Raw genomic sequence first — 20,200 nt, forward strand, 5'->3', positions numbered from 1 at the left:
TAAGAGACCGTTTGAGAATGGGTTTTGCCTGGGCCTGATTTATGATTCACACTCTGGATGTGGACACGCCAGACCCGAGCGAGAATGGCTTCGATCGAGCGAAAGACGAAGCGCTATCCAACTGATCTGACGGATGCGGAGTGGACGACGCTCGCGCCGTTTCTACCGAAGCCGGCGAAGCGCGGTCGCAGGCCGGGCGTCGACATGCGCGAGATCGTCAACGCGATCCGGTACATGACACGTAGTGGCGGCGGCTGGCGGATGCTTCCGAAAGACTTCCCACCGTGGCAGACGGTCTATTGGTGGTTTCGCCGCTTCGTGCGGCTGATGCTGTTCAAGACGATCCACAATGTCGCGCTGATGCTGGACCGCGAGCGGGCCGGTCGCGAAGCCAGCCCCACGGCGGGTATCGTCGACAGCCAAAGCGTCAAAGCCCCTGCTGCCGGAGCCAAGCGGGGCTTTGACGGTGGCAAGAAGATCACCGGACGCAAGCGCCACATTGCCGTCGACACGGACGGTCGGCTCCTGATGGTGAACCTGACGCCCGCCGACGTATCTGACAGCGCCGGAGCGCAGCAGATTCTGGATGCCATCCGAAAACGCTGGCCGTGGCTGAAGCACCTCTTTGCGGACGGCGCCTATGACCGTACGAAGCTGATGGACAAGGCCGCCTTTCTCGACTTCGTCGTCGAGATCGTGCGCCGGATCGACAAGGAGGAAGGCTTCAAGGTCGTGCCGCGCCGATGGGTGGTCGAAAGAACTTTCGGGTGGATGATCCGCTGGCGACGCTTCGTGCGCGACTATGAACAGCGCATCGACGTCTCGGAAGCTATGATCCACGTCGCCATGGGAAGCCTCCTACTCCGACGCATCAGCCATTGAGACCATTCTCAAACGGACTCTAAGACAGGATCTGCGCGATATAGCCGCCGATCAGGGCAAGAACCGTGGTCACCGCGTAGGAGACCGGGTAGGGCACGGCCGCGACCTGGCTTTTCGACTGGTCGAGGATGGCGTTCAGGCTCGGCGTCGAGTTGCGGCCGCCGGCGCAGGCGCCGGCATTGATGACCGAATTCATGCCCAGCAACCGGTCCCCGACGAAGAACGCCACGACGACGGGCAGCAGGGCTGCCGTCGTGCCGATCAGGGCGAGCCAGATGACGGTGTCCCCGCCAAGCGCGGTGATGATCTTCGGTCCGACATTGGCGCCGAGCGCGGCGACGAAGATATTCAACCCGATGTCCTGCATGAAGCTGCGGGCGCCTTCCGAAACAGGGCCGCCGAACTGCGGGTTCCGGCTCCTGAAATAGGCCACGAAGATACCTGCGAGCAGGCAGCCGGCGGAGGTCCCCAGGGCGAAGGGAATGCCGGCGATCGTAACGCTGAGCGTGCCGATGACGTAGCCGACCGCCATGGCGATGGCGAGATAGGTTACCTCGGTTGTCGCAAGCGTCTTGTCGGTGATCGCACGGCTGCCGAGCGCCTTGGCCGCCCGGTCGATGGAGGCGACGGTTCCCGACAGCCTCAGTACGTCGTGAAAGCGCACGTCGGTCTCGGGACCGACCGGGATCTCGTTGCCGGCGCGGAAGATCGCGGTCAGACGCAATCCGTAGGCCAGCGAGGTCTTGGCCAGCTCGCCGATGGTCTTGCCGGCAATCTCATGCGTGCCGACGACGATGTCGGCGGTCTCGATGGCCAGGTCGCGTGCGAGCGGGTCATCGACTTCCGGCCCGATTTCCTCGCCCTCCAGGATGAGTTCGCCAATGTCGGAGCGCGCCGCCACCACATCGCCCTTGCGCAGGACATGGCTTCCCAGCTCCGCGACCGCCTTTCCGTCCTCGACGACCTTGAGGATGGGTGCATGGGGGTGCGACTGCCAGAGCTGCGCGACGGTCTTGCCGACGATGTCGTCATGCTCGACCTTGAAGGCGCGGATATCGAGCCCCTCGTGCCGCAGCAGGAGCGATTGCGGCGTTCCCGGCAGGGGGTGACTGCCGGTGCCGGCGAAGGCGGCTTCGGCGGCAGCCGCATCGCGCACGGGATCGTGCCCAAACATCGACGGCAGGTAGCGCAGCAACAAGATGATACCGACGCTCGACAGGATGTAGCTGATCGCATAGCCGGCGGCCATGTTGGCGCCGATCTGCTCGGCCGTCATGCCGGGGGGAATATGGGCAGCGCCGCTCTGGATGGCCGATTGCGCAACGCCGAGCACGGCCGTGATCGTGTAGCTGCCGGAGATCAGGCCGGCGGCGAAGCCGGACTCCAGGTTGAAGATCCTGGCGCCGCCGTAGCAGATGACCCAGTTGAGCGCCCAGATGATCATGCCGAGCACGATCGCCTTCAAACCGGCCGACTTCAGGCCCGCGAAGAACTTCGGGCCGGTTCCCAGCCCGAGCGCATACATGAACAGCGTCAGGAAGATCGTCGAGACGATCCCCGGCACCGAGTAGGTGATGTCGAAGACGGCCTGCGCGGTCATCGACATGAGCACGGCGGCGAGCAGGACGCTGGCCGTCGAGCCGAGCGAGATGGAGGCGATCTTCAGCTTGCCGACGGGATAGCCGATCGCCAGCGCCACCAGAATGAACACCCAGGGCTGGGCGTCGAGAAACGCCGCGACACCCCGGAAGCCCTCTTCGGCGACGGGCTCGAAGAACTGGAGGACATTGCCGCCAACCTGCGCGAAGGCCGGGCTCGCTGCCAGCACCGGAAGGAGGAGGCCGGTGCACAGAGCGAAAAGGCCTGCGGCGGACATCCGGCGACGATCTTGTTTCATGCCACGCTCCCTGGCGAAATGGCTGGCCGACCGGACAATTCCCGGTCGGCCCCCGGTCGTTCGGCCGTTGTTCGGCCGTCAGAGGATCAGTGGTGGAAGCCGCCGGCTTCCGCTTCGGTCAGCGGCGTCGACACCGGGTGTGCCTTGAAGAACTTCAGGCAGTTCTTCATGTCCTCGATGAAGAGCGACGCGAGGTCCTTGGTGAAGCCGTGGCGCACCAGAATGCGTTGCACGACGAGGTCCTCCCGCTTCGGCGGCATCGTGTAGGCGGCCACCTGCCAGCCGCGCATCCGCAGTCGGTCGCTGAGGTCGAAGAGCGTGTAGCCGCGCGTGTCGAAGCCCTCCTTGACGGTCCAGGAGAGAGCCGGAATGCCGTCTTCCGGCTGGCCGTCGTAGAGGATCTCGAAGGGACCCATCTTGCCGATCTCCTCGGCCAGATACTGCGCCGTGTCGTAGCAGGCGGAGTGGATCTTGCGGTAGCCCTCGCGGCCGAGGCGCAGGAAGTTGTAGTACTGTGCGATGATCTGCCCGCCCGGACGGGAGAAGCTGAGCGCCAGCGTCGGCATGTTGCCGCCCAGATAGTTGACCCAGAAGATGAGGTCGTCGGGCAGATCGGAGGCATCGCGGAAGATGCACCAGCCGGTGCCGAGCGGGGCGAGACCGAACTTGTGCCCCGAGGCATTGATCGACTTGACGCGCGGCAGACGGAAGTCCCAGACGATGTCCGGCGCGCAGAACGGGGCGAGGAAGCCGCCCGATGCGGCGTCGACATGGATCGGCACGTCCAGCCCGGTCTCTTCCTGCAGCTTGTCGAGCGCGTCGGAAACTTCCTGAACCGGCTCGTAGTTGCAGGTGAAGGTGACGCCGAAGGTCGGCACGACGCAGATCGTGTTCTCGTCGACGCGCTTGAGAACTTCCTCGGCGTTCATGATGAGCCGGTCGCCCTCGAGCGGGATCTCGCGCAGCTCGATGTCCCAGTATTTCGCGAATTTGTGCCAGCACACCTGCACCGGCCCGCAAACGAGGTTCGGCTTGTCCGTCGGCTTGCCCTCGGCCTTGCGCTTCTCGCGCCAGCGCCACTTGGCCGCCAGCCCGCCCAGCATGGCCGCATCCGACGAGCCGGTCGTCGAGGTGCCGAGCGTGTTGGTGCCGTCCGGCGCATTCCACAGGTCCGCGAGCATGTGGACGCAGCGCGCCTCGATCTCGGCCGTCTGCGGATATTCGTCCTTGTCGATCATGTTCTTGTCGATGCACAGATCCATGATCTTGTGGATCTCGTCGTCGAGCCAGGTCTGGCAGAATGTCGCCAGGTTCTGGCGCGCGTTGCCATCGAGCATCAGCTCGTCGCGCACGATCGACGACGCCAGGCTCGCTTCCTGCTCCTGCTCCGGCATCCGGTACTTCGGCAACGGCCGGGACACATCCGAAGTTCCATAGACGTCGTCACGCCATTCGTCGCGGATGTCGTTCTTGTTGTGGAGAGGCATTGGTGCTGTCCTTTTGCTGGTCGTCGCAATCGGCGGGGGTGTCCGGTCTTCCGCCGGAAGGCGGAGCAGGCCAAACCGGTGCGGGCCGGGTGGGGGCTGGCCCGCGGAGAGGAAACGCGACGCTGTCGCCCGATGGCGCGTGCCATCCCGGATAGCGGCGGCAGGCAATCGTGTCATTGATTCATGACAATGCCAATGCCGCGTACCCGGAAAACGGCATGCCCTTCATGGCTAGTCATACCTGCGTCTCAGGGGTATTGGTAATTTGCGCAAGTGTTTGAGTATTTTTTGTATTGGTTGCGGAAAAATAAAAGATGACGCAGGGGTAATTTGTATTTTACGAAAAAATTATACTTTGTTCCGGTCGGCGGTATTGGTGTCGGCGACCGGCGCGCGCGCTCTTGCGAGGCACGCAGCGCCGGCCAGGGATCTCAGTCTTCGCTGAGGAAGTCATCCGCCGTAAGGGGATCGCGTTCCGCCGCCAGATAATCGTCGGTGGTTACGATCCGGGGGCGGCCGCCGCCGCGCAGCGGGGTGTCCGGCATGTCCCACTGGGCGGTGATGCGACAGTCGTCGCACATCTCGATCAGCGCGATCTGGTCCGCTCGCTGGAACATCCAGTGCTTGCCCGAGAGCTTCTCGCGGATCCGCGCGATGGAGGACTTCGTGCCGAAGGGCTTGCCACAGGACACGCAGGCCGCCGGCTCCTCCTCATGCAGGACGCGCGGACGCATCGCCTCGGGTGTGGTGTCATAGCGCGCTTCGAGCGTGATCACCTTTTCCGGACAGGTCGCCGCGCAGAGCCCGCATTGCACGCAAGCCGCCTCCGTCAGGCTTACCTGCGGACGCTCGGGATTGTCGGCAAGCGCATTGGCCGGACAGGCGGAGACGCAGGCAAGGCAGAGTGTGCAGCCTGTCGCGTCGATGGCTATGCGCCCATAGGGGGCGTCGGCGGGAAGCGGGATCGCCTTCTCCACTCCCGGCGCGTCGGCCAGCAGGCGCGAGATCGCACTGCGCGCCACGTCGCGCTTGCCGCCAACGGGCGAGAAAGCTGTCGGCCTGATCGCCAGCGGCGAGGCGGGAAGCGCGAAGGAGGGCAGGAGCGCGTCGGGATCGTCCGTGACGAGGATGTCGAAGAGCCCGTCGACGGCATGCCCCATGCCACCCGCCAGCGCCTCGCACAGCGCCACCTCGCGGCGCAGCGTCTCGATCTCGTCCGCCTTCTTCGGCGAGGCGAGGAGAACCACACGCTTCGCACCGGCCAGCAGCGCGGCGAGCAGCGTGTCGTGTCCAAGCACCGTTGGCGCATGGACCGCGAAGGGCAACACGTTGCCGGGCAGCCCGTCACCGAAGCGCGCCAGCGCATTGATCAGTCCGCCGCCATGGGCCTCCTCGTGGACGAGGAGAACCGGATCGCGGCCGCCGGCTTCCAGATAGGTGCCAAGCAGCGCCTGCATCCGCAGGATCTGGGTGTCGCGCGGCGGGTAGCGGTAGCTCACGGCGCCGGTCGGGCAATGCGCGGCGCAGGAGCCGCAGCCGCCGCAAAGGCCGGGGTCGATGGCGACCGTCGTCCCCGCGCTCGAGATCGCGCCTGCCGGACAGGCATCCAGGCATTTGGTGCAGCCGGTCTTGCCCGAGCGGCCGTGGGCGCAGATCGAGGCGTCATAGGCGACATACAGCGGCTTCTCGAAGGTGCCGACCATGTCGGAGATCGCGAAAAGCGCACGCGCCACGGCCGCGGGGTCGCGCGGATCGGCGCGGAAATAGCCGTCGCGGTGATCCGGTGCGGTGATCGGCGGCGTGCCGCCCGACAGGTCGAGGATCAGGTCGCACCCCGCCTTCGCGCCGTCGCGCGGCAGGGAGAACTGCGGCGCCCCGCGCGAGGAGGGCAGCATCTGCGCATAGCCGTCGACGGTCACCGAGAAGCCGCCGAGCGCACCGGCGACCGAGCGAATGCGGCCCGCATGCACGGGAACGTCGAGCACGCTCGGCAGCAGAACCTCGTCGGTCTGCGCCAGAAGCAGCGACACGGACAGCCGCCCCTCGAGCTGAAGCGCTGCGTCGAGCGCCTCCTGGCCGGTGCCATAGACGAGGCAGACGCCTTCCGATTCGATGGAATGAAGCGCCGCCGGTTCGCGCGCCACCTGGGCCTCGGCCAGCAGTGCGGCGATCTTCGGGTGCGGATCCGTCGAGGCGGCGCACCATCCGGCCTGCTCGCGAATGTTGACGAAGGCAAGCTCCGTTTCCGAGCCCTTCTCCTCCGCCACGTCCTCAAACAGCGGCGCTTCCTGGGTGCAGGCGACGATCAGCGGCGCGCCGTCATCGAGGGCGGCCTCGAAGCGGGCGACCTCCGCACGACAGAGCTGGGTGTGGATGTGGGTGGAGGCCTCGAGGCCGGCGATACGGCCGGCATCCAGGCGCATGGTCTTTTCGCAATTGCAAAGGAGAACCCGGGGGCGGGTCGATGACATTCACTTCCTCCGTGGCGCAGGCCCGCGCCGGGCGCGCCGTCCGTCGCATTCGGTTTTGTTGCATGGAGAATACCCCCGGGTGCGCGGATTTTCATCCTTTCCGTTGCGAAAGATTGTCTTCGCGCCGCGAAAGCCCCAAAATCAGGAAACGCGCAGCTCCGGCGTCAGGCCGGTGCGCGTCGATGTATCTCTGAGCCTATGTATCTCTGATAGGGGACAACCAGCGTGGAACGCGAAATCTCCGCCCAATTCGGCATGGTCCTCGAACGCCGCCCCGCTGCCTCCGCCTGGGCGGACTGGGTCTGGCGCATCGTCGATGTCGTCCCGGATGCCCCCGCGACGGACGGGTGGCTGCTCCTGTCCGAGGAGGGCGGCGTGCGCCGCTATCTCTCCGCGCCCCATGCTTTGACCCTGCATCACAAGATGGTCGAGGCCTATGACGCGAACATCGAGACCGGATCGCCGAAGATCTGGGCGATGCTCGACGACGCAACGGCCGGCGGTGAGCCGCCGTTCCGGGTGCGCGGCGTCACCGCCGACCCCTATGAGGCGCAGGGCGTGCTCGACAGCGCCGAGGGGCTGGTGGAAAAGCTCGACATGCCCCGCGCGACGATCGCCTGGATGGCGGCCTTCCTGTCCGCGATTCCCGAGGCTCCGGCATTCCGCAAGCGCCGCCGCGACAAGGTCGAGATCGAGAAGCAGATCTTCGGCAAGGAGCCCGTCTTCACCTCCTCGCGCGATCCGGGCGGGGAGGGAGAACCGTCGTGAGCGTTGACCGGGAACAGGGCTTCCTCAGCCGGTGGGCGCGGCTGAAGCGCGAGGCACGGCTGCCCGAGGCGCAGGCTCCCGAGCCCGAGACGATCCTGCACGACGACGACGGCCGGGCGCTGTCTCCGGACGAGGCACGGCAGAAGATCGAGACGGAGAACCGCGAGCTGGCCGAAGCGGTTGACATCGAAAGCCTCGATTATTCCTCGGACTACACGCTTTTCCTCAAGAAGGGGGTGACCGATGCGCTGAAGCGCCAGGCCTTGCGCAAACTGTGGACCTCCGACCCCGTGCTTGCCTGCGTCGACGGGCTGAATGATTACGACGAGGACTACCGAACCGTGACGGCGCTTGCCGATGGCTTCAAGAGCTCCTGGCAGGTGGGCAAGGGGTTCGGGTGGATGGACGAGACGCTGGACGAGGTCCTGCCTGAAACCTCGGCGGAAGAGGCTGTGACGGCTGGCAACGCAGGCGAGGGCCGCGCCACCGTTGAGGAGGTCGTCGCGGAAGACGCCGCCGCGTCCGACCCCGGCGAGGCGGAAGACCGCGCGGCGTTGCCGGAAACCGGAGACGCCGAGCGCGATCCGCAGGCGGAGCTGGTCACGGCGGAAGCCGACGCGCGTCACGAGGGTGCGGAGAACGCGCCATCGCTCGTCCCGCGCCCGTCGCGCCGCCGCGTTCGCTTCGAGTAGGCCCGAGGCCGTCAGCGCTCGGATGGGAACTGGGTCTGGCAATAGCTCACGGCGCGGTCGCGGAAGAGCGCGTACCGCGTTGCATCGATGACGCCTTCCTCTTTCATCGTGTCGACGGCACCAATGCGTTCGTCGAGACAGGCGGCAAGCTGCGGATTGTTCGCGGCGACGGATTGGGCGGTCGCCGGGGCGATGTTCTCGAAGGGCGTCAACGCCACGCCGGCGAAGCCGACGCGGCCGATCCAGACAATCGCGGCGAGCGATGCCACGGCAAGCGCCAGCGCGCCGAGGCGTGCCGCCGGCGCGTCGAGGAGCGAGCGGCGGGCCGCGCCCATGTCAGCCGCCGGTGACGCTCATGTGGCGGGAAACCGCCGGCCGGCGACCGGTCCGGTCGATGACGAAATCATGCCCCTTGGGCTTGCGGCCAATGGCCTCATCGATGGCGTTGTTGAGCAGCTCGTCGCTCTCCGAGGCCCGCAGCGCGGCGCGCAGGTCGGCGCTGTCCTCCTGGCCAAGGCACATGTAGAGCATGCCCGTGCAGGTGACGCGCACCCGGTTGCAGCTTTCGCAGAAATTGTGGGTCATCGGCGTGATGAAGCCCATCCGGCCACCGGTTTCCTTGACCTCGACATAGCGGGCCGGGCCGCCGGTCTTGTAGGGAATGTCGACAAGCGTGTGGGTCTCGGCGAGGGCGGCGCGCACCTGGGTGAGCGGCAGATACTGGTCCGTGCGGTCCTCGTTGATCTCGCCGAGCGGCATGGTCTCGATCAGCGTCAGGTCGTAGCCATGCGCGTGGCACCACTGCATCATCGGCAGGATCTCGTGATCGTTGACGCCCTTCAGCGCGACCATGTTGATCTTGATCTTCAGCCCGGCCTCGGTGGCGGCGCGGATGCCGTCCATCACCTTGCCGAGATCGCCCCAGCGGGTCACCGTCTTGAACTTCGCCGGATCCAGCGTGTCGATGGAGACATTGATGCGACGGATGCCGCAGTCGCGCAGCTCGCTGGCGTAGCGCGCGAGCTGGGAGCCGTTGGTGGTGATCGTCAGCTCTTCCAGCTTGCCCGTGTCCAGATGGCGCGACAGGCTGCGGATCAGGCTCATGATGTTCTTGCGCACCAGCGGCTCGCCGCCGGTCAGACGCAGCTTGCGCACGCCCTTCTCGATGAAGGCCGAGCACAGGCGATCCAGCTCCTCCAGGCTCAGCACGTCGCGCTTTGGCAGGAAGGTCATGTCTTCCGCCATGCAGTAGACGCAGCGGAAATCGCAGCGGTCCGTGACGGAGACGCGGAGATAGCTGACCGTTCGCCCGAACGGGTCGATCATCGGCTGGGACATGCAAACGGGTCCTTGCTGTTGCGGAGCGTTCCTCTTCGCCCCGCCGGCCTTGCACGCTGTGTCGCGCTTGCCGCAGAAGTTCTTATTTAGTGGGAAAGGTAGCTGATTGAAGAGGTGCGTCAATCGGCTTGCCATCAAAAGATGCGTGAGCCCCTTTGCGCAGGGGCTTGCGCCGACTATCGTCCCGCCCTGTCGCTGCCGGCGACGCATGAACGAGATCATCGCGCCGACCGTGCGCAGCTGCGCGCGCGCAAGGTTGGTGTGTGAAGAAGGAGAGAGACGTGAGCGACGAAAAGCCCTGGCCGACGGAACTTCGCCTGAGCAAGGACAGGAAGACCCTCACGGTCACCTTCGACAATGGCGAGAGCAACGCCTATGAGGCGGAGTACCTGCGCGTCTGTTCGCCGTCGGCCGAGGTTCAGGGCCATTCTCCCGAGCAGCGCAAGACCGTGCCGGGCAAGCGCGCCGTCGAGATCCTGAAAATCGACCCGGTCGGCAACTACGCGGTGCGCCTGCATTTCGACGACATGCACAGTTCCGGCATTTTCTCCTGGGAGTATTTCCTCACGCTGGCCCGCGACAGGGAGACGCTGTGGGGCGGCTATCTGAAGGAACTCGAGGAGAAGGGGCTTTCGCGCGAGCGCTGAGACGGACGCGCGTCGTGCAAAAAAGCAAAAAGGGCCGGCGGAGCGCCGGCCCTTTTCGCGTTTCAGATCGGCGTTCCGCCTGGCGCGTCAGCGCTTGACCACCACCCGGGTGCCGACCTCGACGTTCTCGTAGAGGTGTTCGACATCGTCATTGGCCATGCGGATGCAGCCGGAGGACACGGCGGTGCCGATGGTCCAGGGTTCGTTCGAGCCGTGGATGCGGTACAGCGTCGAGCCGATGTACATGGCGCGCGCGCCGAGCGGGTTGTTCGGTCCGCCTTCCATATGCGCGGGAAGCTTCTGTCCCTTGGCGCGGGCGCGGGCGCGCATCTGCGGCGGCGGCGTCCAGCCCGGCCATTCGGCCTTGCGGGTGATGTGGTGGGCACCGGCCCACTGGAAGCCCTCGCGGCCGACGCCGATGCCGTATTTCATCGCCTTGCCACCCGGCAGGACGTGGTAGAGACGGCGCTCGCCGGTGTCGACGACGATGGTGCCCGGCTTGTAGGGGCCGTCATAGCTGACGCGCTTCCGAGGGATCGGCGACTTGCCGCTCGGAACGCCATAGGCGTTGTACTCGACCCACTGCCGGGTGGCAGGGTCGAACACCCGTGCCGCAAGGGCCGGCGTTGCGGCCACCACAGCGGCAACCGTCACTGCAAGCAAGCGATACATGCGCATTCTTCACTTCCCATCCGGTGATCGTCCCCGCCGGGATCCTCGCGATCTCCGGCATTCTATCAGGACATGACTATTCCCGAGCTCCCTTGCGTTGCGGTTAACGCCCGGTCGCCTCGATGAACAATATGCCGCCACAATGTCGATGGGATCGGTGATCCAGATCACAACGACGTGAGGTCAGGTCGAAAAGATCCTGAACTCACCAAAAAAGGGCCGGAGCGTCCGCCGCTCCGGCCCTTTCTCTTGTGTCCGCCCGGTTGCTGCTGTCAGCCGAGGTTCAGTTCCTTGAAGAAGTCATTGCCCTTGTCGTCGATGACGATGAAGGCCGGGAAGTCCTCGACCTCGATACGCCAGATCGCCTCCATGCCGAGTTCCTCGAACTCGACGACCTCGACCTTCTTGATGCAGTCCTGGGCAAGGCGGGCGGCCGGGCCGCCGATGGAGCCGAGGTAGAAGCCGCCATGGGCCTGGCAGGCGCGGCGCACCTGCGGCGAGCGGTTGCCCTTGGCGAGCATGACCATGGAACCGCCGGCCGCCTGGAACTGGTCCACATAGGCATCCATGCGCCCGGCCGTCGTCGGTCCGAAGGAGCCGGAGGCATAGCCTTCCGGCGTTTTCGCCGGGCCGGCATAGTAGATCGGATGGTTCTTGAAATACTCCGGCAGCGGTTCGCCCTTCTCGAGGCGTTCGCGCAGCTTGGAATGGGCGAGATCGCGGGCGACGATGAGCGGGCCGGAGAGCGACAGGCGCGTCTTGATCGGATGCTTCGACAGCTCGGCGAGGATCTCCGACATCGGCCGGGTCAGGTCGATCCTGACCACATGGTCGGTGAGGTTCTCGCTCTTCACCTCGGGCATGTACTTGTGCGGCTCGCGCTCGAGCGCCTCGAGGAAGACGCCGTCCTTGGTGATCTTGCCGAGCGCCTGGCGGTCGGCCGAGCAGGAGACACCGATGCCGATCGGCAGCGAGGCGCCGTGCCGTGGCATGCGGATCACGCGCACGTCATGGCAGAAGTACTTGCCACCGAACTGCGCGCCGACGCCCGTCTGCTGGGTCAGCTTGTGGATCTCGGCTTCCATCTCCAGGTCGCGGAAGGCGTGGCCGAGCTCGGAGCCCGCGGTCGGCAGGGCGTCGAGGTAGCGCGCCGAGGCGAGCTTGACGGCCTTGAGGTTCAGCTCCGCCGAGGTGCCGCCGATGACGACCGCCAGATGGTAGGGCGGGCAGGCCGCGGTGCCGAGCGTCAGCACCTTCTCCTTGATGAAGTCGATGAGCCGCTCCGGCGTCAGCAGCGAGGGCGTTCCCTGGAACAGGAAGGTCTTGTTGGCCGAACCGCCGCCCTTGGCCATGAACAGGAACTTGTAGGCGTCCTCGCCCTCGGAATAGATCTCCACCTGCGCCGGCATGTTGTTGGCGGTGTTCTTCTCCTCGAACATGGAGAGCGGCGCGAGCTGCGAATAGCGCAGGTTCTTGCGGAAATAGGCGTCGCGCGCGCCTTCGGCCAGCGCCGCCTCGTCGCCGCCGGACGTCCACACGCGCCGGCCCTTCTTGCCCATGATGATCGCCGTGCCGGTGTCCTGGCACATCGGCAGGATGCCATGGGCGGAGATGTTGGCATTCTTCAGCAGGTCGAAGGCGACGAACTTGTCGTTCTCTGTCGCCTCCGGATCGTCGAGGATCTTGCGCAACTGCTCCAGGTGACCCGGGCGCAGATAGTGGTTGATGTCGGCGAAGGCCTCGTCGGCCAGCACCTTCAGCGCCTCCGGCTCGACGACGAGCACTTCCTCGCCGTTGAAGGTCGCGGTGGAGACGAAGTCTGAGGTCAGCTTGCGGTAGGGCGTGGGATCCGCGCCAAGGGGGAAAAGCGGCGCGTGATTGTAGCTCGGCGGGGTTTTCGGCTCGGACATCTGCTTGCCTTGGCTGGGTTCGCGCGTGCCGGCGCGGACCGGGAAGGAATGATTGATCGCGAGCCTTTTACGCCATCGGACAGCGCCGCGCCAAGTCCGCTGCGCTGCCCTTGTTGTATTGGCGCGGCGTTTGCCTAGCGCGTGGCGGAGATGTCCAGCACCACCTTCACGTCCTCGGCGACGGTGGAGGCCGGCATGTCGCTCCCCACGCCATAGGCGAGCCTCGACAGCGGCACCTGCGCATGCGCGGTGGCAGCGTCGCCGTCGATGTCGAGCGTGAACGGCAGCGTGAAGGGCATTTCCTTGCCCTTGATCGCGAGCGTGCCCTGCGCCTCATAGGCGTTCGCGCCCGTGGCTTTGATGCTGGAGGAACTGAAGACCGCCTCCGGTGTGGCGGCGGTGTCGAACCATGCGGCGCCCGGCAGCGTCCCGTCGATCTGCGCCTGGCCGGTGGCGGCGGAACCGGTCTTCACGGTCGCGACGATACGCGCCGTCGACAGGTCGGCCGGATCGAGCGTGATCTCGGCGCTCCAGTCGGAGAAGACGCCCTCGACGGGCACGCCGTTCTGCTGGGCGACGAAGGCAAGGCGGCTGTTGGCGTGGTCGACGCTCCAGTCGGAGGCGAGGGCGCCCGGGCTCGCGGCGGCCAGGAGGGCGGCCCCAAGTACGGCGACGGACAGGCTGCGGGAAAGGAAGCGGGTCTGCATGGCGGGATCTCCAAAGCGACGCGTGATCAGGAGCGTTCGGCGGTCGAGGCGGCCTGCCGGGTCGAGAGCATGCGCGTCAGCACGCCGTCGCGGTTGATGAAATGATGCTTGAGGGCGGCGGCTGCATGCAGTGCCACCAGCACCAACAGCGCATTGCCGAGGATCTCGTGCACGTTCTTGAGCAGCGCCTCCGCCTGGGCCTTGGTGCCAAGGACGGAGGGCACGGGAAGGTGCGGTACCTGCAACGTGTCGAACAGGATGGTCGGGATCCCCCAAGGCGAGGCGGAGACCATCAGCCAGCCCGACAGCGGCAGCCCGAGCATCAGCGCATAGAGCCCGGCGTGGCCGAGGGCGGCGGCGATCCGCTCGTGGGTTGGCATGCCGTCGGGCAGCGCCGGTGCGGGATTGACGGCGCGCCAGGCAAGCCGCAGCACGGCAAGTGCCAGCACCACAAAGCCGAGCGACTTGTGCAACTGGTAGAGCGGGTAGACCCCAGGCGCGGTCGGCTCGAGCCCGGCGATGTATTTTCCAAAGAAGAAGAGGCCGATGACGAGGACGGCCATCGTCCAGTGAAAGGCGATCGCGAGCGCGCCGTAGCCCTTCCTCGTATTGCTGATCTGCATAGCACGCTCTCCTGGGCCGTGACGGCGGGCGGCGATGGCCGGGCATCCGGCGGGATCGCGCCCGCCGTCCGTCCCGGTCATCGCCGCAGGTGTTACTTGGCCGCCAGCGCCTCGGCGTTGAAGCTGATGGTGACGTCGTCGCCGACATAGGGGACATACATGTCCATGCCGTAGTCGGAGCGCTTCACGACCGCCGTGGCGTCAAGGCCGACGGCCGGCTGCTTGGCCATCGGGTGCTCGCCGATGGCGTTCACCGTGACGTCGAAGGTCACCGGCCGTGTGATGTCCTTGATGGTCAGGTCGCCGGAGACCTTGAGGGTCTTGTCGCCGGTCTTCTCGACCTTGCTGGAGACGAAAGTGGCCTTCGGGAACTTGGCGACGTCGAAGAAGTCGGCGCTCTTGAAATGCGCGTCGCGCTCGCCCCAGAAGCTGTCGAGGCTCGCGGTGTCGACGGTGAACGTGATCTTGGAGGCGGCCGGGTCGTCCTGGTCGATGACGAGATCGCCTTCCCACTCACCGAAGCGGCCCTCGGTCGTCGAATAGCCAAGATGGCTGTAGGAGAAGCCAAGGTTGGCGTGCGACTTGTCGAACTGATAGGCGACGGGCTCGGCCAGCGCCGGCGTGGCGACGACAAGCAGGGCAAGGGCGGGAACGGCGAAACGGATCATGCGCGGGCTCTCCATCGAGCGGGGGAACGGATTGCTGTCGCGCCGCATTGTGCAGCGCACTGTGACAAATTGTATGGATCGCCCCCGCCTTCAACCGCGCCCGACTGAATTCACTGTCCATAACGGGTGAACAATACCTGTTTTTCCGGTCACGATTATTTGTCTTTTGAGTGACGGATGGATGTGATCGGCCGCATTTTCCCGCGAACACGCCTGTGGTCGACCGTGCGGGACCATCGCGAAACGCTGTGCGGACATGCGCGTTCTTATCGTTGCCGACGTCGTGCGGATCGGAGAATGTGGCTGTCCGACAAATCCGGCGGAAGGCCGGCGAGCGGGGACAATGGAATGATCGATCTCTACACATGGACGACGCCCAACGGACGCAAGGTCTCCATCATGCTGGAGGAATGCGGCCTCGACTACGAGGTGTTCCCGGTGGACATCACCAACCAGCAGCAACACCGGCCGGCCTTCGTGCATATTTCGCCGAACGCCAAGATCCCGGCGATTGTCGACCGGGAAGCCGGCGTCAGCTTGATGGAATCGGGCGCGATCCTGCTCTATCTGGCCGAGAAGACGGGCAGGTTCCTGCCCTCGGGCGGGCCGGAGCGGTTGCGGGTCATCGAATGGCTGATGTGGCAGATGGGCGGCTTTGGCCCGATGCTCGGCCAGGCCCACCATTTCCATCATTTCAACCCCGGCAAGGCGCCCTATGCCGAGGAGCGCTATACCCAGGAGGCGCAGCGGCTCTACTCCGTGCTCGACAAGCAGTTGTCCGAGCACCGCTATGTCGCCGGCGACTATTCGATCGCCGATATCTCGATCTGGCCATGGACAAGCCGTTTCGAATGGCAAGGTGTCGATCTGGCGCGCTTCCCCCATGTGCGCCGGTGGTATCTGGAGGTCGCAGCCCGCCCGGCGGTGCAGCGCGGCTACGATGTGCCGGCAGTCACCAATCCGATTCCAATGCCGGGAGAATGATCGCGATCCCGATGACGGGTCGGGCCCGCTAACGCAAACGGCCGGCCGCGCGGTTCCCGCACGGCCGTCCGTTCTGTTCTCGCCTGCCTGTCCCGGCTAGCTGAGGACGACGACCTTCGCGCCGATCTCGACGCGATTGTAGAGGTCGATGACGTCCTGCTGCCACATGCGGATGCACCCGGAAGAGGCGTTGGTGCCGATGGACCGCGGCTGGTTCGTGCCGTGGATCCGGTAGAGCGTGTCCTTGTTGCCCTGCCACAGATAGAGGCCGCGGGCGCCGATGGGATTGCGCGGGCCGCCGTCCTGTCCGTCCCGGTATTTCTCGAGCTTCGGATCGCGGTCGATCATCTCCGCCGGGGGGAACCACTTCGGCCATTCGCGCTTGTGGCGGATGGTCGCCTCGCCGTTCCACGCAAAACCCGCGCGGCCGACGCCGATGCCGTAGCGGATCGCCCGACCGCCGGGCTGGACGAGATAGAGGAACTTGTTGGCGGGATCGACCACCACCGTGCCGGACGGCTGCGAGGTGATGTAGCGCACCGTCTGCCGCAGATAGCGCGGATCGACGGTCTTCCAGGGGATGGCGGGAAGGTTGAACCCGCCGTCGCGCGTGGGGCCGTAGGCGAGCGCATAGTCCGGCTTGCCCTCGGCGGTGAGGTCGAGGCCGGCGTTGCGGATCGCGCCGGTCCGTGACTGGCAGGCGGCGGCAAGCAGCGGCAGGCCGATGAGAAGCGCGCGGCGCGACATGCGTCCGGCGTCATCGGTGATGTGTTTCTTCATGGCGGGCAAGGCGTCAGGTCTCCGGTGATTCCCTGACGTGAACTATGCGCGCGAGTCTGCCTTCCTGTCATGCGGCTTTCGCCGCGTTCCCGCCCGTTTCGAGGGGGGACGGGAACGCGACTGCCTCAGGCGGGAACCCGTGTGCCGCGCTCGAAGGCCGGGCGGGCCATGCAGGTCTCGATCCAGCGCTTCAGATTGGCCATGGCGTCGAGACCGGAGATCTCGCCGGCCTCGTAGAAGCCGCCCAGCGTGCGCAGCCACGGCACGATGGCGATGTCGGCGATCGTGAGGTCGTCGCCCATGATGTAGTCGCGCCCTTCCAGCCGTTCATCGAGAACGCCGAGCAGGCGCTTCGTCTCGTTCAGGTATCGCTCGCGCGGGTAGGGATCGCTCACCTTGTCGGCGGCGAACTTGTGGAAGTGGCCGAACTGGCCGAACATCGGCCCGACGCCGCCCATCTGGAACATCAGCCACTGCAGTGTCTCGTAGCGCGCATGCGGCTCTTGCGGCAGCAGTTTTCCTGCCTTCTCAGCCAGGTAGACGAGGATGGCGCCGCTTTCGAAAAGCGCCAGCGGCTTGTCGCCCGGGCCGTGCGGATCGATGATCGCCGGGATCTTGTTGTTCGGGTTGAGCGACAGGAACTCGGGCGTCATCTGGTCGTTGGTCTCGAAGGAGACCTTGTGCGCCTCATAGGCAAGGCCGGTCTCCTCGAGCGCGATGGAGACCTTCACGCCGTTTGGGGTCGCCAGCGAGTAGAGCTGGATGTGGTCGGGATGCCGCGCCGGCCAGCGGCGGGTGATCGGAAAGTCGGAAATTGCACTCATGACAGCCTCCAGAACCCAGGGAACCTGGTCGAGGCCTAGCGAAGATTTCGGGTGCTGTCTGTTGAAATTTCTTGGCGCCCGCCTCGCGTCGGGCGCACGCGATCGGGGCCTGTTTCGGGGAGCTGTGCGTCCCTGGGTTGCTTCGCGGCGAGACTCAAGGCCCAATTCGGGCAAGGAAAATCGGGTCGTGCACCGGCCGGGGGGAAAGCTATGGAGGCAATCCGGGGCATGCTGGCGGAGCCTGGAGCGCTGCCTGTCGTGCTGACGGCCGGGCTGGGGGTGGTTGCGCTCGCGCTTGTGCTGGTGCTCTGGCGCCAGACGCGTCTGCTGTCGCGCGAGCGGGCGCGCAGCCGCGCCGCCGACAGGATTGTCGGCCTGCTTGAGGAACTCAGCGGCCGCCGCAGCGCCGAACGCGGCCTGCTCGCCGCGCTCGAGGCGCTTCCCGACGGCTTTGTCCTCTATGACGCGCAGGACAGGCTCCTGCTCTGCAACAGCCGCTACCGGGAACTCTACGCCATGAGCGCGGATGCCATCCGCCCTGGCGCGCGCTTCGAGGACATCATCCGCATCGGCGTGGCCCGCGGCCAGTACGCGGATGCGCTCGAGGACCCGGAGCGCTGGATTGCCGAACGCCTCGAGCAGCATCTCGACCCGCCGCGCAAGCCGATCGAGCAGGCGCAGGGAAACGGCCACTGGCTCAGGGTGTTCGAGCGGCGCATGCCCGATGGGCACACCGTCGGCTTTCGCGTTGACATCACCGATCTCAAGCAGCGCGAGGAGGCGTTGCGGCTGAGCGAAGGGCGGCTGGCCGCCGTCGTCAACAGCGCGCTCGACGCCATCGTCGTCATCGACGAGGACGGACGGATCGTCGAGTTCAACCCTTCCGCAGAGCGCGTCTTCGGCTACCGGCGCGACGACGTTATGGGCGGTATCGCCCGCGAACTGCTCGTGCCCCAGCGCCACCGCGCCACCTACGACCGGCGTATTGCAGACGTTATTGCCTGCCGCCCGACGGCGCGCCCCGCCGACCGCATCGAGGCGCGGTCGCTGCGCGCCGACGGCAGCGAGACCCTGACCGAGGTCACCTTCGGCAGCGTCGATGGGCACGACGGCCCGCTGGTCATCGGCTTCATTCGCGACATCACGGAGGAGCGCGCCGGCCGGGTCGCGCTGACCGATGCGCTTGCCCGTGCCGAGGAAGCCGACCGGGCGAAGTCCGACTTTCTGGCGATGATGAGCCACGAGATCCGCACGCCGCTCAACGCGGTCATCGGCCTTCTCGACATGATGCTGGAGGGCGGGCTCGATGATCCCCGGCGCGCGCAGGCGAGAACGGCGCGCGGCTCGGCCGAGGCACTGCTTCATATTCTCAACGACATCCTTGACTTCTCGCGCCTGGAGACCCGCCGCTTCGAGTTTCGCCTCATGCCCTTCGACCTGCGCGAACTCGTCGCCTCGGTCGGCGATCTCTTCGCGGCGCGGGCAAGGGAGAAGCGGCTTCTCCTGCGTGTCGAGGTGGACGAGGCGGTGCCGCCGGTGGTGGTCGGCGACGCCGGCCGCATTCGACAGGTTCTCGTCAATCTCCTTGCCAACGCGGTCAAGTTCACGCCCGAGGGCGAGGTGCTGCTTCGGCTCGAGTTGCGTGCGCCGCCCACCTTCGTCTCCCCTTCAGCGCAGGCGGAGGCGGCGGTGGAGGCGAGCGCGGCGGAGGGCGCCGCCCCGGTCTGCCCGGTCGCCACACCGCTGGCGGCCTTGCGCTTTTCGGTCGAGGACACGGGGCCCGGGATTTCCGGCGACGACCGCAGCAGGGTCTTCGAGCGGTTCCGCAGCATCTCGCCCGACGGCGGTGGCCACGGCGATGGCGTCGGGCTCGGCCTGGCCATCTGCCGCGAGCTGGTCACCGGCATGGGCGGCACGATCTCCGTCGCTGGCGCTCCGGCGGGCGGGTGCCGTTTCCTTGTCGATCTCGATCTCGCCGCCGGCGGCGCGCCGCTGCCCGAACAGGCGCGCCAGGGCATCCGTAGCGCCGATGCGCGGACCCTGCGCGGCGCCTCGATCCTTGTCGCCGAAGACAATCCGACAAACCGCATGATGGTGGCCGTGCTCCTCGATCGCTGGGGCTGCCGGCATGTCGCTGTCCACGATGGCGCGGCCGTCCTGCCGGCGCTCGAGGCGGGAGACTTCGACGCGGTGCTGATGGATGTCTCTATGCCCGGCATGAGCGGCTATGAGGCGACGACACGGCTGCGCGCCAGCGGCGCGTCCTTCGCCCGGCTGCCGGTCGTCGCGCTCACGGCGCATGCGAGGCCCGACGAATATGCCCGCGCCTTTGCCGCCGGAATGGACGCTTTCGTGACCAAGCCGATCGATTCCGGCGTGCTCGCGCGGGTTCTTGCGGCGCTGCTGCGCGGCGAGCGTCCCGAACACGGCGGCGCCGTCGAGGCGGCCGTCGATCCCTGCCAGCTCAGCGAGGCGCTGGCGGAGGTTCCGCGCGCGCGGCGGGCGGCGTTGATCGAGCGCTGCGTTGCGGATCTGCGCCACGAGGCCGCCCGCGCCGTCGGGCTTTCTTCCACGCCGGCCCGTCTTGGTGCCTGCGCCCATGTGGTCGGGGGGCTGGCCGAGACTTTCGGCGCGCCGGCGCTTGCCCGAATCGCCCGGGAGATCGAAACCGGCGCGGCGAAGCAGACGGATGCGGCACGGCTGGCCGAGCAAGCCGGTGCGATGGCGCGCGAAGCGTGCCGCGCAGCCGACGCCTTCGCCCGTCTTGCCGCCGAGCCGGACGCAGAGCCCACGGCGGCGGATGCCTCGCCAATGCGCGGCGTTTCAGGCGACTGAGACGACACGTTTTCG

Annotated in this window: 18 protein-coding genes; 6 read left to right on the forward strand and 12 right to left on the reverse strand. The window is 66.4% G+C overall.

Annotated features, from left to right (window positions below):
* The first annotated feature begins 57 nt into the window (after window positions 1-57).
* Entirely contained in the window at window positions 58-882 is an 825-nt protein-coding gene (locus tag ACN0WF_RS10465) for an IS5 family transposase (protein WP_417772762.1), read from the forward strand.
* A 19-nt stretch (window positions 883-901) separates the two neighbouring features.
* Here ACN0WF_RS10465 and ACN0WF_RS10470 read toward each other — a convergent pair whose 3' ends face one another.
* The 3 genes from ACN0WF_RS10470 to ACN0WF_RS10480 all read right to left on the reverse strand — a co-directional run bounded on the left by ACN0WF_RS10470 (window position 902) and on the right by ACN0WF_RS10480 (window position 6,689).
* The gene (locus tag ACN0WF_RS10470) at window positions 902-2,779 is read right to left on the reverse strand and encodes an aspartate:alanine exchanger family transporter (protein ID WP_417772763.1); all 1,878 of its coding nucleotides are present in this window, start codon (window positions 2,777-2,779) and stop codon (window positions 902-904) included.
* Between the two features lie 86 nt (window positions 2,780-2,865).
* Entirely contained in the window at window positions 2,866-4,266 is a 1,401-nt protein-coding gene (locus ACN0WF_RS10475; RefSeq protein WP_417772764.1) for a glutamate decarboxylase, read from the reverse strand.
* A gap of 431 nt (window positions 4,267-4,697) precedes the next feature.
* Window positions 4,698-6,689 carry a 4Fe-4S binding protein gene (locus tag ACN0WF_RS10480; RefSeq protein ID WP_417772765.1) on the reverse strand — a complete coding sequence of 664 codons (1,992 nt, stop codon included), beginning with the start codon at window positions 6,687-6,689 and terminating at the stop codon, window positions 4,698-4,700.
* Between the two features lie 273 nt (window positions 6,690-6,962).
* Between ACN0WF_RS10480 and ACN0WF_RS10485 the strand changes: the two genes are divergently transcribed.
* Together ACN0WF_RS10485 and ACN0WF_RS10490 are read left to right on the forward strand one after the other, a co-directional pair.
* Window positions 6,963-7,505, forward strand: coding sequence for a DUF3305 domain-containing protein (locus ACN0WF_RS10485; protein WP_417772766.1), 543 nt, complete (start codon window positions 6,963-6,965; stop codon window positions 7,503-7,505).
* The gene (locus ACN0WF_RS10490; RefSeq protein ID WP_417772767.1) at window positions 7,502-8,197 is read left to right on the forward strand and encodes a DUF3306 domain-containing protein; all 696 of its coding nucleotides are present in this window, start codon (window positions 7,502-7,504) and stop codon (window positions 8,195-8,197) included. Before ACN0WF_RS10485 ends, ACN0WF_RS10490 begins: the two co-directional genes overlap by 4 nt.
* Before the next feature lie 11 nt (window positions 8,198-8,208).
* Here ACN0WF_RS10490 and ACN0WF_RS10495 read toward each other — a convergent pair whose 3' ends face one another.
* Together ACN0WF_RS10495 and moaA are read right to left on the reverse strand one after the other, a co-directional pair.
* On the reverse strand, window positions 8,209-8,532 hold the full coding sequence (locus ACN0WF_RS10495) for a hypothetical protein (protein ID WP_417772768.1): 324 nt from the start codon (window positions 8,530-8,532) through the stop codon (window positions 8,209-8,211).
* A 1-nt stretch (window position 8,533) separates the two neighbouring features.
* Window positions 8,534-9,535, reverse strand: coding sequence for a GTP 3',8-cyclase MoaA (moaA, locus tag ACN0WF_RS10500; RefSeq protein WP_417772769.1), 1,002 nt, complete (start codon window positions 9,533-9,535; stop codon window positions 8,534-8,536).
* Between the two features lie 281 nt (window positions 9,536-9,816).
* Here moaA and ACN0WF_RS10505 point away from each other — a divergent pair, with 281 nt between their 5' ends.
* The gene (locus ACN0WF_RS10505) at window positions 9,817-10,182 is read left to right on the forward strand and encodes a gamma-butyrobetaine hydroxylase-like domain-containing protein (protein ID WP_417772770.1); all 366 of its coding nucleotides are present in this window, start codon (window positions 9,817-9,819) and stop codon (window positions 10,180-10,182) included.
* A gap of 87 nt (window positions 10,183-10,269) precedes the next feature.
* Here ACN0WF_RS10505 and ACN0WF_RS10510 read toward each other — a convergent pair whose 3' ends face one another.
* The 5 genes from ACN0WF_RS10510 to ACN0WF_RS10530 all read right to left on the reverse strand — a co-directional run bounded on the left by ACN0WF_RS10510 (window position 10,270) and on the right by ACN0WF_RS10530 (window position 14,762).
* A complete protein-coding gene (locus tag ACN0WF_RS10510; RefSeq protein ID WP_417772771.1) occupies window positions 10,270-10,854 on the reverse strand; it encodes a L,D-transpeptidase in 585 nt (194 codons plus the stop codon).
* Window positions 10,855-11,126: 272 nt separating this feature from the next.
* Complete coding sequence (locus ACN0WF_RS10515) at window positions 11,127-12,764, reverse strand: fumarate hydratase (protein ID WP_417772772.1); 1,638 nt, start codon at window positions 12,762-12,764, stop codon at window positions 11,127-11,129.
* 134 nt (window positions 12,765-12,898) lie between these two features.
* Window positions 12,899-13,471: a YceI family protein gene (locus ACN0WF_RS10520; RefSeq protein WP_417772773.1), complete on the reverse strand. Its 573-nt coding sequence runs from the start codon at window positions 13,469-13,471 to the stop codon at window positions 12,899-12,901.
* A 26-nt stretch (window positions 13,472-13,497) separates the two neighbouring features.
* Window positions 13,498-14,094 (reverse strand): cytochrome b, encoded by a 597-nt coding sequence (locus tag ACN0WF_RS10525; protein ID WP_417772774.1) that lies wholly within the window; start codon window positions 14,092-14,094, stop codon window positions 13,498-13,500.
* Window positions 14,095-14,186: 92 nt separating this feature from the next.
* Window positions 14,187-14,762, reverse strand: a complete 576-nt coding sequence (locus tag ACN0WF_RS10530) for a YceI family protein (protein WP_417772775.1) — start codon at window positions 14,760-14,762, stop codon at window positions 14,187-14,189.
* 348 nt (window positions 14,763-15,110) lie between these two features.
* Between ACN0WF_RS10530 and ACN0WF_RS10535 the strand changes: the two genes are divergently transcribed.
* Window positions 15,111-15,746, forward strand: a complete 636-nt coding sequence (locus ACN0WF_RS10535; RefSeq protein ID WP_417772776.1) for a glutathione S-transferase family protein — start codon at window positions 15,111-15,113, stop codon at window positions 15,744-15,746.
* 96 nt (window positions 15,747-15,842) lie between these two features.
* Here the strand turns inward: ACN0WF_RS10535 and ACN0WF_RS10540 are convergent, their stop codons facing one another.
* Together ACN0WF_RS10540 and ACN0WF_RS10545 are read right to left on the reverse strand one after the other, a co-directional pair.
* Window positions 15,843-16,526 carry a L,D-transpeptidase gene (locus ACN0WF_RS10540; RefSeq protein WP_417772777.1) on the reverse strand — a complete coding sequence of 228 codons (684 nt, stop codon included), beginning with the start codon at window positions 16,524-16,526 and terminating at the stop codon, window positions 15,843-15,845.
* A 125-nt stretch (window positions 16,527-16,651) separates the two neighbouring features.
* Window positions 16,652-17,350, reverse strand: coding sequence for a glutathione binding-like protein (locus ACN0WF_RS10545; protein ID WP_417772778.1), 699 nt, complete (start codon window positions 17,348-17,350; stop codon window positions 16,652-16,654).
* A gap of 210 nt (window positions 17,351-17,560) precedes the next feature.
* Here ACN0WF_RS10545 and ACN0WF_RS10550 point away from each other — a divergent pair, with 210 nt between their 5' ends.
* Entirely contained in the window at window positions 17,561-20,185 is a 2,625-nt protein-coding gene (locus ACN0WF_RS10550; protein ID WP_417772779.1) for a PAS-domain containing protein, read from the forward strand.
* Window positions 20,186-20,200 lie beyond the last annotated feature (15 nt).

Source organism: Stappia sp., assembly GCF_048268045.1.
GTDB lineage: Bacteria > Pseudomonadota > Alphaproteobacteria > Rhizobiales > Stappiaceae > Stappia.